Genomic DNA, 13,785 nt, shown 5'->3' with positions numbered 1-13,785 from the left:
TTCTTAATTTAGAGAAATCAATCGACAAAATTTTTATTATGAAAAGAATCGCTCTTTGCAGTGCAATGGCACTTTCCGTTTTGTTTACCAGTTGTCTGGGATCTTTCTCTGCATTTAATAATCTTAGAGATTGGAATCAGGGTATTTCTGATAGTAAATTCATCAATAACCTCGTATTCTGGGGATTGTTGATCATACCTGTTTATGAGATATTCCTACTTGGTGACGTGATCATTTTCAACGTTCTGGAATTCTGGACTGGAAGTAATCCGATCGCCATGAAAGAAGGTGAGTCGGAGACTCAATATGTAAAATATGAGAACAACACCTATAAAATGACTGCAACTCAGAACAGGATGCAGATCAAGGTTGTTGAAGGACCTAAAACAGGAGAAATGGTTGATCTTGTTTACAGGCCGGATGAAAAATCATGGAATGCCGTTAAAGCCAATGGAGAAATTATCAAACTTTCTTCTTTTGACGAAGGCTTCTATATTGTTTATATGCCAGACGGATCTGAAATTCGTATTCAGGAAAATGCAACCAGAGAAGAAGGTAAGTCTATGCTTGAAGAGTATAAACAATGTTTCTATCTCGACGGTATGTATGCGGAAGGCAAATAGGTCGATTTTAATAAAATCAGAAAAGGCTGTGTTGATTTTCAACACAGCCTTTTTTTTATTGTAATACCTGGGCAGCTAACAAACCCTCCGGGATGCCGAATCCTTCCGCAAGACTATTTACATAAGGTCTTAACTCAGAGCATAATCGTTCGCGCCTTCTTTTGATCGCTTTTGATTTTCCGGAACTGAAATATCCGTGTTCCAGATACCAGTCTGCGTGTTCGTGTAAGGTGTTTAGAGCACTCAGTGTGCCGATTTTTTCAAAGAGTTCCTTATAATCGCTGTCATCAATTGATTTGGTGAATAAAAGAAAGGCCTCGTAAGCTAATTCGTCAGCATAGGCCTGACCTAATGTGATGAAATGCGTTTGAACATTGAGGAAAGCCTGCTGGGCCGGCAAACCTCTTTTAAGATATTTTCTGATGCGGGAAGCTGCTGAAAAAGTTAACCTTCTGCGTCGATATACCAGGGCCTCCAGGTGAAATTCCGTGTCGTAAAGATGTGATTTATCCGTGTTGTTTATAAACAAGGGATTATAGGTAGCCATTTTATCACTCAGGCTTGTGCCGATGTAACGGAGAGCATCCATAAAGCTATCACTGTTAAATTCAGATTTGAATTCGGTGAGTAACCCTTTGGCGGCCAGCTGTAATAAAACAGTATTATCTCCCTCAAAGGTGGTGAATATATCGATATCTGACCTCAGGTCCGCAATCATATTTTCAAGCAGGTAGCCTTTACCGCCACAAGCTTCCCGACATTCCTGAATGGTCTTATTGGAAAAATCAGTGATCAGGGCTTTCAGGGCAGCTGCCTGCGTCTCGATCTTTCGTCGGCCTGATTCATCAGCTTTATCATAGTCATGTATCAGTTTGTCAAGAACCGTATGGTATACATAACAATTTGCTAAAGGTGCTATCAGTCGGAGCTGGTGGGTGGGATAATCCATGATCAGATCCTCCATCAATTTCTGATCACTGTTAAACTGTCTTCTTTTTAATGCGTATTTGACGGCTATGTTCAACGCTATTTTTGCTCCGCTCAGCGCTCCTTTTGCGACACATATTCGTCCGCCTACTAAGGTGCCAAGCATGGTGAAAAAACGTTTGTCAGGGTTCTGTATTTCAGAACGATATTTTCCGGTATCGTCTATCTCACCGTAACGATTCAATAGATTCTCTCTGGGAACTGCAACATCTGAGAACCAAATCTTACCATTGTCAACTCCGTTTAAACCGAGTTTATAACCATTATCCTCTATCTTGATACCTTCGAGTACGTTTCCGTTATGATCTCTTAACGGAACAAGCACTGCATGTACCCCTTCGTTTTTACCATTCACGATCAGTTGTGCAAAAACCGTAGCTATCGTTGAATGAAGTGCGTTTCCAATATATTCTTTATTGTCATCTTTCCCCGGAGTATTGATAACGATCTGATCGGTTTCCTTTACATAAGTGGCGGTAGTTCGTATTCCTCTTACATTAGAACCATGACGGGTTTCTGTCATAGCAAAACAGCCCAATAATTTTGTCTGCCCGATGTCGTTCAGATAGCGATCGTGGTGGCGTTCTGTTCCGAGATTAAAAACACTTCCTCCGAAGAGGCCGAACTGCACACCGAACTTTACTGCCAGACTTCCGCTGGAATAGATCAGGTGTTCGAAAACCGAGGCATATCCTGGCATGTCCTTTAATCCACCATATGCTTGATCATAAGCCATAGCTCCAAACCCGTGTGAAGCAAGATCTTTTACCTGTTGCAGTACATTTTTTCTTTGATGCTCCTTATCTCTGAAAATTTCAAAGCGAAACTTATCGGAGTCTAAGGTATGTCGAATTCGCTTTGTAGCTTCCTTAACGTTCCTGTGGAGAATAGCATCTATAGTTGTCGCATGATAACGGTCAGATTCAGAATGTCGTTGCTGTTCCACTGAAAACAGGTGCCGGTAATGGTTCGGCTGAATCCCGAGGTCAGTTTCGATACTGATCAGATGTTCATTCGTCGCATTTTCAACAATTTCAGAAGATTCGAGCTTTGTGCTGAATGAACTCAAAGGGTATGTATCATTTTCATTTAGTTTGATTCCCGATTCATCGATTAGGGTCCGCCAGGAAAGGATCGTTTCCGGACTGGGAGGATGATCGGGGTCAAGCCATTTAAGCAATTGCTTTTTCTCTTTCGGGTTAACCGTGTCATCTTCCAGGTTTCTTTCGAAAACTGCTATTTCAGACGGACTTAGAAGTTCGTCAGACCATATTACATAGAGCAGGGGAATATATCGCTTAATTCCCTGACTGTATTCCATATTTTTCATAATTGAAAATTACGATATTTAGTCGGGCGAATAAAGGAGTGGATGAATTTATATTGTTAGCGGGGTGCAGGTGGATACCCATTTAACTTTGTTATATTTGCTGAAATGAAACCGGTATAACTATCAATTTGCTTTCTGGCGGTTATGAATGAATATTTAGATCCAAATGCTGAACGAATGTCTCCTGAAGAGGTAGATATCGAAAAGGCTTTAAGGCCTTTGTCCTTTGATGATTTCACAGGTCAGGATCAGGTATTGGAAAATCTTAAAATATTCGTGCAGGCAGCCAATCTCCGTTCTGAGGCATTGGATCATACCTTGTTTCATGGCCCTCCGGGACTTGGAAAAACGACGTTAGCCCATATTTTGGCAAATGAGTTGGGAGTGGGGATAAAAATCACTTCCGGGCCGGTATTGGATAAACCCGGAGATCTTGCCGGACTCCTGACCAATTTAGAGGACAGGGACGTGCTCTTTATTGATGAAATTCACCGTTTGAGTCCTATCGTGGAAGAATATCTGTATTCTGCCATGGAAGATTACAAAATCGATATAATGATCGAAAGCGGTCCGAATGCAAGAACCGTACAGATCAATCTGAATCCGTTTACGCTGGTTGGTGCTACAACCCGTTCAGGATTACTAACCTCACCAATGCGGGCCAGATTTGGTATCAGTAGCCGACTACAATATTATTCGACTGAATTACTTTCGGACATCATTCAGCGTTCAGCACATATCCTTAGAGTGCCGATCGCCATGGAAGCGGCTATTGAGATTGCAGGACGAAGCCGTGGAACTCCTAGGATTGCTAATGCACTTTTAAGAAGAGTTCGGGATTTTGCTCAGATCAAAGGTAACGGGAAGATCGATATCGAGATTGCAAGGTTTGGTTTAAAAGCTCTGAACGTAGATGCTTTTGGCCTTGACGAAATGGATAATAAGATACTTGCTACCATCATCGATAAGTTTAAGGGTGGTCCGGTTGGGATTACTACGCTTGCAACTGCGGTTTCAGAAAATGCGGAGACCATCGAAGAGGTTTACGAGCCCTTTCTCATTCAGCAGGGATTCATCATAAGAACTCCGAGAGGTAGAGAGGTGACAGAACTAGCTTACAAACACCTTGGGAAGGTAAAAGGTGGTATTCAGGGAGGCCTGTTTTAAAAACGGGTTTTTCCCCCGTTATGTATATTCGACATTTTTTCTTAATTTTATAAGGTTCTCCCTCTTCATAGTTCCCCCTGATCTTTGGTTAATCAGTAATTAAGTAAATCTTTTTCGCTATGCCATTGTTCATGGATTTGCATCACGTCGAGCAGGTCAAGCCTGTTGAGGTTGCCGAAGCCCACCTTCTGGACCTCAAAATTCAACAGCATTATAATTGTAATGCCATGACTTATTGGATGGATCAGTCCAGGGGCAAGGTTTTTTGCCTGATCGAAGCGCCCGACCGAGAGTCGGTAATCAAGCTTCACAGTGATTCTCACGGTCTTGTTCCACATGATATCATAGAGGTAGACGAGAGTCTTGTACAGGGTTTTCTGGGTCGATTGAATGATCCTACAGTTTTTGAGATGAGGAATGGCGCAAAGGTCTTTGAAGATTCGGCTTATAGATTTCTTCTCGTGGTGCATTTGGAGCCGCAGGTATTGATGGAGAACAGGACAGACAAAGAAACTGCTTTAAATACATATAATGAGTTCCATAGACTCTTTTCCGAAATTGCACATGGTACAGGAGGTACCATAGCTCCGGGGAGTTCGGAATATAAAGTTATCTCCTTTAAACACCCTAAATGTGCTGTCCACGCTGCTGAGTTATTGGGTGATCGAATCGGTAATTTTTCTGAAAATGTTACTTACAGGATCGTACTTCATGGCGGTGAACCGGTAGAAGGTAGTCGATTGATGTTCGGTTCGAGTATAGAGGCGGCGGAGAATCTGTATTATTATAATGGAGACTCTTGTCTTATCGCTTCAAATTTGTTTTTAGATGAAGCTGGAGGAGATGATCTGAAATCAGTTTTGGAGGAGATGAATTTTTGCTTTCCTGATATTTCTGAGGAAAAGTTCTTTCATAAACTTATGAAATGCATTAGAGAGCATATCGATGACCCTGAATTTACGGTCCAGGAGCTTAGTTTGATGATGTATATGAGTACTTCTAAACTGTATCGTCGCTGTAAGCAATTATCGGGATTATCTCCAAACAATCTTATCAGGGATATTCGTCTGGAATTCGCAAGAAGAAAACTGGAGTCCTGTGAAGATAATATCGCCTCGGTACTATTCGGTCACGGATTTAACAGTCCTTCGTATTTCACAAAATGCTTTCATTCCCGGTTTGGGATCTCTCCAAGAGCCTATAAGAACGCCTTGGTTTAATCAAGTTGAACGATTTGTGCTATTAGCAGAATGATTTCTGTTAACATACTGAAGTATAGCATAGTACTTTTATGTCACAACCTAAAATTAGTTATTATGAAAACTTCATTTGTATGTCTGGCAGTAATCATGACTGCCATCACCGCTTCGGTCAATGCACAACAAACTGCAGAAGCAGGTCCGATGACCGTAAATGTACTGGACAAGGATTCAGAACTTAAAATGTTCGTTATTGAAAGAAACATGCCCGGCGTAGGGGAAACTCCTGTAGATGGCCTGGCCGATGTGTCCAAAAGCTCGTGTAGTGTCATTAATGACCTTGGAAATGCTGATATTCAATGGGTACAGAGTTATTTCACTGGAGATAAGATCTATTGTATCTATAAAGCAAAGAATATCGATCTCATCAAAGAGCATGCTAAGATCATGAATATTCCGGCAGACAAGATTTCGGAAATTAAAAGTATCGTTGCACAGACCACACCAAAATAACGAGCAACTTTTTCTGTACAAGGCGCAACCACTGGTTGCGTTTTTTTTGTTCTATTAAATGAATCAAAAAGGATAGTGTTTTTCAGCTTAGTGAAATACCTTTATAGGAACTAAAATTCTTCTTGGTTTATTATTTCTTCACTGCAATTAGCTGATCAGGCCTGGTGTATTACTTAACACATGAGGCCTTTTTCTTTTGGTCAGGGTGAAATTCCTAATTATATAGGTGTTTTTCCCCGAGTCAAAAGTCATTTTAATTGAATTTAAATTGGCATTCATTTTTTGAGGTTACCGGTACTTTTGAGTAATCAGTTTATTAATCATCAAAAAACGTTCGTTATGAAAACTATTAGTTCAATTAAATCCGGAAACAGGAATTCGGGCCATTACAATGCCTGGAATTCAATGAAAAGAAGCTTGAGTCTATTTTCAGGCTTCAATGCTCTTCACTTTGCCTTGATCATATGTATGGCAATCGCCTTTGCATCATGTAGTAATGATGATACGGATTCCGTACTTTATGAAAATCCCGGAAATACAGATTCAGATAGGGCTGCGGAACTGGAAAGTGTAAAATATGCCGTTAAATCCTTTGAAGATATCAATAATGCTGTCGCAGCAGGGTTTTCGATGGAGAGTTCAGATTATCTCGGTAAAGGCATCTATTACTATACCAATAAGGATCGGCTCGATCATACCTTTGAAATGGATAAACCAGAAGGGTTGTTGTATCGTAAAATGAGTGACGGATCCCTTTCATTGGTTGCAGTAGCTTACCGCGTTCGTTATAGTATATCCAACTATGATAGTTCAAAACTACCCAGGCCACCTTATGGTTTTTCCGGTACCGATGACTTCTGGAGCAACCATACTGCTACACAAATTTGGGCTTTGAATGTATGGATAAATGCCAGTAATCCTGAAGGTGTATTTGCAACGGATAATACTTCAATATCCAATACGGTGGCGACAAGATTAAATCAACCTATGATGTGATTTCCATGCCACTGACTAATTAAACCGAACCGGGCATTTAAATGTCCGGTTTTTTTATGCCGTATTTATGAGGTATTGTTTCAATCAAAAATTTTCTTTTTAAAAAAGACCCTTACTATCCTGTCTGTTTAACCCTTTTTATGAGGGGGATAAAGGCAGTTTGTAAGGGATATTTCCCCGAATCAAATGTGATGCATGTTGAATTTATAATGGCATGCTTTGGAGAAGACATCCGCTAATTTTACATCAGTTATCAATCTAAAATCGAACAGTTATGAAAACTTTAATGACACTAAGAAAAAATGGAGTTGAGACAGGGTGTCGCAATTCCGTTCACAAAGAACAATCCAACAGTTATTTACAACTCGTGGCAGGTATTTTAATTATGATGATGTTCATGATGATTTCATGCAGTAAAGATGAAGTTTATCCGAACTATACTGCTCCTGCAGCTCCGGCTCCTTCAGAGATCGATCCGGTTGAACTTGCTCAGATTCCTACTGATGTATACCAGGATTATGGATTTGCTACTCAAGCGGGTTATCAATTGGTTCCTTCTGATAGTAATTTTTCTGAAGGAGTTGAACTCTATATCAAAGCAGATATTGTAGATGATGATTTTCAAATCTCAGAACCTGAAGGACTTATCTATCAGAATGAAGACGGGCAGCGTAGCCTTATCGGGGTAGCATACCGGCTTTCAGATGAGATCGATGGTAAACCAGGAAATCCACCTGTTGGATTTGCCGGTGCAGGCGATAAATGGAGATATGAACCGGTTTCCAAAACCTGGATGCTTAATGTCTATGTAAATGTAGGAGACCTTGGGGGTAAGTTTGCGCTGATCTATTAGCGAATAGCGCCTGGAAGTGTGGTGAGGTATATGATAATAGCTGACACAAACATTATAATTGTATTTTTACACCAGATCACAGCTATTCAAAAATGACTCACTCTGAAAGCATAAGTGCAAAACATACAGAAGCAATAAAAGCCGAAGCTAAACGCCTCGGCTTTTTGTCGTGTGGTGTGTCACGGGCAGAATTTCTGGAGGAAGAGGCGCCGAGACTTGAAGCCTGGTTGCAAAAAGGAATGCACGGAGAGATGCACTATATGGAGAATCATTTTGATAAACGCCTGGATCCCCGGCTTCTGGTGGATGGTGCAGTTTCTGTTATTTCAATGACGCTGAATTATTTTCCTGCTGAACACCCAATAGATTCTGAAGCACTGAAGATCTCTAAGTACGCTTATGGTACCGATTATCATTTCGTCATCAAGGATAAACTGAAACAACTGCTGGCCTATATTCAGGAGGAGATCGGGGAAGTGAACGGTCGCGCTTTTGTTGACTCAGCCCCTGTGCTCGACAAAGCCTGGGCCGTGAGGAGCGGATTGGGTTGGATGGGAAAGAATGCTAATGTACTTACCAAACAGAGAGGGTCGTTTTATTTCATAGCAGAGCTGATCGTCGACCTGAAGCTCGTGCCGGATACCCCGGTAACCGATCATTGCGGAAGCTGTACTGCATGTATTGATGCTTGCCCAACTCAGGCGATCACCGAACCCTATATTGTCGATGGAAGCAAATGTATATCGTATTTCACCATCGAATTAAAAGACAAGATCCCGTCTGAATTTAAAGGGAAATTCGATGATTGGATGTTCGGCTGTGATGTGTGTCAGGATGTTTGTCCGTGGAACCGTTTCTCCAAATCACATAGCGAACCTTTGTTCGATCCACATCCTGATCTATTATCCATGTCACGCAAAGACTGGGAGGAGATCACTGAGGAAACCTTTGGGAAACTTTTTCGGAAATCTGCGGTTAAACGTACAAAATTTGCTGGGTTAAAGAGAAATATCGATTTTCTGAAAGATCAGGAGTGAAAGTGTTTGTCTAAAATTAAATATCTTTACTACAGGCTGTTATCAGCATTTCTTAACCAAACCAAAATTTATGTTTAAATACAAATTGCTCGCATCGGGATTGCTGGTGCTCTTCTTGTTTTCCGGATGTAAACGCGATTCTGTAACTGAATTCAAAGTTGAAGTACCCGTTGTATTGCAGGAATTACTAAAGGATGAGGACACGGATAATGATGATAAGATTACCAAAGATGATCAGGGTGACAGAATCTTTATTTTCAAAGATATTGAAGGTGAGGAACACGCGGTTGAATCGACCTATCATCTTGCGAACCTCCTGCAGGAACTTGCGATTGCGAAGCAGGAAGGAAAGGATACCGCTTTATTGATGAATTCACGTATTCTTGAAAAGCCAAGCCACAGGATCTCAAGGAATATCAAAGAGAATTATTGGGATGACCTGACCCGAACGGTTGATGAAAAAGGATTGGCGAGGATCCTTGAAGATTCCAAGTCTTCAGATACGATCGTAAGAAGACTTTATGTTCCGGCTACAGATACTTTGGCACAAAAGTATTTCAAAGGTATCGAAGGGAATTTTCAAAACTTTAAAGTGGTAACGTTGCCGGAACGTATAACTCCTGAATATGTGAAATCGATCAATACGCAACCGGGGATACTTGCCTTGAAATTAAAGGAGGGCATGGGAGTTCCGTTTGTGGTGCCTGGTGGCAGATTCAATGAGATGTATGGATGGGACAGTTATTTTGAAGGGGTGGGACTTTTGATCGACGGACGCGTGGATCTCGCGAAGGCAATGGTAGAGAATTTTTGTTATCAGATCAAATATTACGGAAAGATACTCAACGCGAACAGATCCTATTATCTCACAAGAACGCAACCACCATTCCTGACCTCGTTTATCAGGGAGGTCTATGAAGCGGATCCTGAAAGAAATAAGGAGTGGTTGGCTTTCGCAATGGATATGGCTTTCAAGGAATATGAAACCGTTTGGATGGAAAAAGGAGTGCGATTGACCGATAATGGCCTTAATCGATATCGAGCCGGAGGTATTGGTATTCCTCCTGAAACGGAAGCGGGACATTTCGATGAGATACTGAAAACTTTCACAGAAAGATATAATGAAAAGCATAAGGATTTTGAGAAACAGGCTTTAACGGTCGCGGAATTTACCCGGGCCTATCAGGCAGGAGAAATCGTCGACAGAGATCTGGATACTTACTTTTTGCATGACAGAAGTTTACGGGAAAGTGGTCATGATACCTCCTGGAGACTCGATGGTATTTGTGCCAGTCTTAATACCGTTGGCCTGAATTCATTGTTGTACAAATATGAAAAGGATTTTGAATATCTCATCGCTACTTATTTCGACGGAGCATATGATCATGGAAATTATCAGTATACGGCTGCCGATTGGCTTCGTAAGGCTGAAGCGAGAAAGACGCGCATGAATTCACTTATGTGGAATGAGGAAAGAGGAGGGTTCTATGATTATAATCTGGAGACTGGAAGAATGACCGATTTCGATGCTGCCACCAACTATTTTCCATTGTGGGCAGGTCTGGCGACCGAAGAACAGGCAGGTCGAATGGTGAGTCTTTTGGAAGAAACACTGAAAGAACATTGTGGGGTGGCTGCCACTTCCCGGGCATCGGTTTTGAAGTATGCGACCAATGATGTACAAAGGCAATGGGATTATCCGAACGGTTGGGCTCCGCATCAAATGGTGGTTTGGAGAGGTTTCCTGAATTATGGCTTTGAGGTTGAGGCAACAGAACTGGCATATCGTTGGCTATGGATGATAACCAGGAATGCGGTAGATTATAATGGTACTATTCCTGAGAAATATGATGTGGTGGATTGCACCCATAAGGTGTATGCGGAATATGGGAATGTGGGGACCGATTTCTCGTATATTACAACTTCTGGTTTCGGATGGATGAATGCCTCTTATCAATTAGGACTCACCCTTCTTGATCATACGCTTACCGTTGAGCTGGATCAGCTCAAAGATCCGGATCTAATTTTTAAAAGTAAATAAAAACAAGGCATAAGATTAGGTTATATCCGTGTATATTCTTATAACTTTGCAGTTTAAATAAAATCCAACTATGAGCAAAGAGAGCAGAAGGAGAGAGGCTTTGATTTACCACGCCAAACCTCAACCCGGTAAGATCAAGATAGTGCCTACTAAAAGATATTCTACACAGCGTGATCTTGCACTGGCTTATTCTCCTGGCGTTGCAGAGCCCTGCCTGGAGATTGAAAAGAATACTGAAAACGTTTATAAGTATACCACCAAAGGAAACCTGGTTGCCGTGATCACCAATGGGACAGCTGTATTGGGTCTGGGAGATATCGGACCGGAAGCGGCCAAGCCCGTAATGGAAGGTAAAGGTCTGCTCTTTAAAATATTCGCAGATATCGATGGTATCGATATTGAATTGAACACCAAGGATGTGGATAAGTTTATAGAAACTGTAAAGACTATCGCACCTACATTTGGTGGTATTAATCTTGAAGATATTAAAGCACCGGAGGCTTTCGAAATTGAACGCAGACTTAAGGAAGAACTCGATATACCGGTAATGCATGATGATCAGCATGGAACCGCGATCATTTCTGCGGCAGCGCTATTGAATGCGCTGGAATTGACAGAAAAGAAGATCGATGAGGTACGTATCGTGATCAGTGGTGCTGGTGCCGCAGCTGTTTCCTGTACCCGATTGTATAAAGCCTTTGGGGCGAGTTCTGAAAATATCGTTATGCTTGACAGTAAAGGTGTGATCAGAAGCGATCGTGATAATCTTTCTGTTGAAAAGAAGGAGTTTGCTACGGATCGGAAGATCGATACTCTGGATGAAGCAATGGTAGATGCAGATGTTTTTATCGGATTATCTATCGCTGATATCGTTTCTCCGGAAATGCTCAAATCGATGGCGGCAGATCCTATCGTCTTCGCAATGGCGAATCCGGATCCGGAAATAGCCTATGATCTGGCTATGGATACCCGGGAAGATATTATTATGGCAACAGGAAGGTCTGACCATCCTAATCAGGTAAACAATGTGCTTGGATTCCCATTTATATTCAGAGGAGCTCTTGATGTGCGTGCTACCAAGATCAATGAGGAAATGAAGATGGCTGCCGTGAAAGCGCTGGCTGAACTTGCGAAAGAACCGGTTCCTGAACAGGTTAATATCGCTTACGGAGAAACTAAGTTGACCTTTGGTCGTGAGTATATAATACCAAAACCATTTGATCCTCGTCTGATCGCTGCCGTTCCACCGGCAGTCGCCAAAGCTGCGATTGAAAGTGGCGTAGCTAAGTCACCAATCACTGACTGGGAGCGTTATGAAGAAGAGCTGCTCCAACGACTGGGTAATGATAATAAGATCGTAAGACTACTGCATAATCGCGCCAAGACCGATCCTAAACGTATCGTTTTTGCAGAAGGTGATCAGCTCGATGTCCTTAAAGCTGCACAGATCGTTCATGATGAAGGTATTGCAGAACCTATTTTGCTTGGTAACCGTGAGGTGATCGTTGAACTGATGCAGGAAATAGAATTTGATGCAGATGTGACTATTATCGATACCAAGAATGATGATCAGAATCCTACGAAGATAAAGTATGCCAAAAAATACTGGCAGACCAGAAAACGTCATGGGGTGACCTTTTACGATGCTGAAAAGAAAATGCGTGAACGTAATTACTTTGCGGCTATGATGGTTGTGGAGGGAGATGCAGACGGAGTTATTTCCGGTTATGCAAGAGCCTATCCTACCGTTTTCAGACCGATGATCGAACTTATCGGGAAAGCACCGGGTGTGACGAAGGTAGCTGCTATGAATGTGATGATTACCGAGAGAGGACCTATGTTCCTGGCCGATACCTCGATCAATATCGATCCAAGCGCCAAAGAGCTGGCAAAGATTGCTCAAATGACCTCTCAGGCTACTAAATTATTTGGGGTGGACCCGGTTATCGCCATGCTATCCTATGCGAACTTTGGATCTTCGAAAGATCCCAGAGCAACTAAAGTGGGTGAAGCGGTATCCTACCTTCACAGACATTACCCTGAGATCGTTGTTGACGGTGAGGTGCAATCAGATTTTGCATTGAACAAGGATATGCTCAAAGCAAAATTCCCTTTTGCAAAGATCGCAGGAAAAAATGTTAATACACTTATCTTCCCAAATCTGGATGCAGCCAATATCACTTATAAGTTGATGAAGGAATTGAATAAATCAGATTCGATAGGGCCTATTCTATTGGGAATGAATAAGCCGGTACATATTCTTCAGCTCGGTGCCGGAGTGGAAGAGATCGTAAACATGGCAGCTGTCGCTGTGGTGGATGCACAGGAAAAGGAAAAACGTCAAAAGTAATACATCGGATATATCTCCGGTGAAGTCCATTAATGCTCCAAGTGTAATTTATTTTATTACATTTGGAGCATTAACATTTTGCTAAGAAATGATTTCACATATAAGCGGCCGACTTATTGAGAAAAATCCTACTGATGTGGTTATAGAATGTGGTGGTGTGGGCTATCAGATCCATATTTCACTAAATACCTATTCGAAGATATCCTCCGACGAACAACTCAGACTCTATACACATCTGATCGTCAGAGAAGATTCACATACACTTTATGGATTTTACGATAAAACAGAAAGGGAGATCTTTAAACTTTTGATATCCGTTTCTGGTATCGGAGCTAGTACTGCAAGGACTATGCTCAGTTCTATGGATCCTGTACAATTACAGGAAGCCATAGCTTCAAATGATGTAAGTGCCATACAGTCAGTAAAAGGTATCGGACTTAAAACTGCTCAGCGTGTTGTAATTGATCTCAAGGATAAAATCCTGAAAATTTACGGTTTGGACGAAGTTGTTGCCACTTCGGACAATACCGCGAGAGATGAAGCGTTATCTGCTTTGGAGGTGCTTGGTTATGCTCGCAAACAGGCTGAAAAAGTTGTAGCAAAAATAATTAAAAACGAACCCGGCTTAAACGTCGAAGATATAATCAAACATGCGCTAAAAAACTTGTAACCAACTTGAAGACCAATAC

At 41.6% G+C, this 13,785-nt stretch carries 11 protein-coding genes; 10 read left to right on the top strand and 1 reads right to left on the bottom strand.

Going from position 1 to position 13,785, the window contains the following annotated elements:
• Positions 1-38 precede the first annotated feature (38 nt).
• The gene (locus DMZ48_RS00505; RefSeq protein WP_143953144.1) at positions 39-623 is read left to right on the top strand and encodes a DUF3332 domain-containing protein; all 585 of its coding nucleotides are present in this window, start codon (positions 39-41) and stop codon (positions 621-623) included.
• A 55-nt stretch (positions 624-678) separates the two neighbouring features.
• On the opposite strand, the gene DMZ48_RS00500 is transcribed toward DMZ48_RS00505, so the two are convergent.
• A complete protein-coding gene (locus DMZ48_RS00500; protein ID WP_143953143.1) occupies positions 679-2,940 on the bottom strand; it encodes an acyl-CoA dehydrogenase family protein in 2,262 nt (753 codons plus the stop codon).
• 144 nt (positions 2,941-3,084) lie between these two features.
• Here DMZ48_RS00500 and ruvB point away from each other — a divergent pair, with 144 nt between their 5' ends.
• The 9 genes from ruvB to ruvA all read left to right on the top strand — a co-directional run bounded on the left by ruvB (position 3,085) and on the right by ruvA (position 13,766).
• On the top strand, positions 3,085-4,107 hold the full coding sequence (gene ruvB, locus DMZ48_RS00495; RefSeq protein ID WP_143953142.1) for a Holliday junction branch migration DNA helicase RuvB: 1,023 nt from the start codon (positions 3,085-3,087) through the stop codon (positions 4,105-4,107).
• A 119-nt stretch (positions 4,108-4,226) separates the two neighbouring features.
• Complete coding sequence (locus DMZ48_RS00490) at positions 4,227-5,327, top strand: nickel-binding protein (protein ID WP_143953141.1); 1,101 nt, start codon at positions 4,227-4,229, stop codon at positions 5,325-5,327.
• 96 nt (positions 5,328-5,423) lie between these two features.
• A complete protein-coding gene (locus tag DMZ48_RS00485; RefSeq protein ID WP_162558638.1) occupies positions 5,424-5,819 on the top strand; it encodes a DUF4242 domain-containing protein in 396 nt (131 codons plus the stop codon).
• Positions 5,820-6,158: 339 nt separating this feature from the next.
• A complete protein-coding gene (locus tag DMZ48_RS00480) occupies positions 6,159-6,815 on the top strand; it encodes a hypothetical protein (protein WP_143953139.1) in 657 nt (218 codons plus the stop codon).
• Between the two features lie 274 nt (positions 6,816-7,089).
• Positions 7,090-7,668: a hypothetical protein gene (locus tag DMZ48_RS00475; protein WP_143953138.1), complete on the top strand. Its 579-nt coding sequence runs from the start codon at positions 7,090-7,092 to the stop codon at positions 7,666-7,668.
• A gap of 92 nt (positions 7,669-7,760) precedes the next feature.
• Entirely contained in the window at positions 7,761-8,705 is a 945-nt protein-coding gene (queG, locus tag DMZ48_RS00470; RefSeq protein ID WP_143953137.1) for a tRNA epoxyqueuosine(34) reductase QueG, read from the top strand.
• A gap of 70 nt (positions 8,706-8,775) precedes the next feature.
• Positions 8,776-10,746: a trehalase family glycosidase gene (locus DMZ48_RS00465; protein ID WP_143953136.1), complete on the top strand. Its 1,971-nt coding sequence runs from the start codon at positions 8,776-8,778 to the stop codon at positions 10,744-10,746.
• 70 nt (positions 10,747-10,816) lie between these two features.
• On the top strand, positions 10,817-13,096 hold the full coding sequence (locus DMZ48_RS00460) for an NADP-dependent malic enzyme (protein ID WP_143953135.1): 2,280 nt from the start codon (positions 10,817-10,819) through the stop codon (positions 13,094-13,096).
• A gap of 88 nt (positions 13,097-13,184) precedes the next feature.
• Positions 13,185-13,766: a Holliday junction branch migration protein RuvA gene (gene ruvA, locus DMZ48_RS00455; RefSeq protein ID WP_143953134.1), complete on the top strand. Its 582-nt coding sequence runs from the start codon at positions 13,185-13,187 to the stop codon at positions 13,764-13,766.
• The last annotated feature ends 19 nt before the right edge of the window (positions 13,767-13,785 follow it).

This window comes from Robertkochia solimangrovi (assembly GCF_007279655.1).
In the GTDB taxonomy this organism is placed as follows: Bacteria; Bacteroidota; Bacteroidia; order Flavobacteriales; family Flavobacteriaceae; genus Robertkochia; species Robertkochia solimangrovi.
This window is presented reverse-complemented; position numbering and strand designations above follow the sequence as displayed.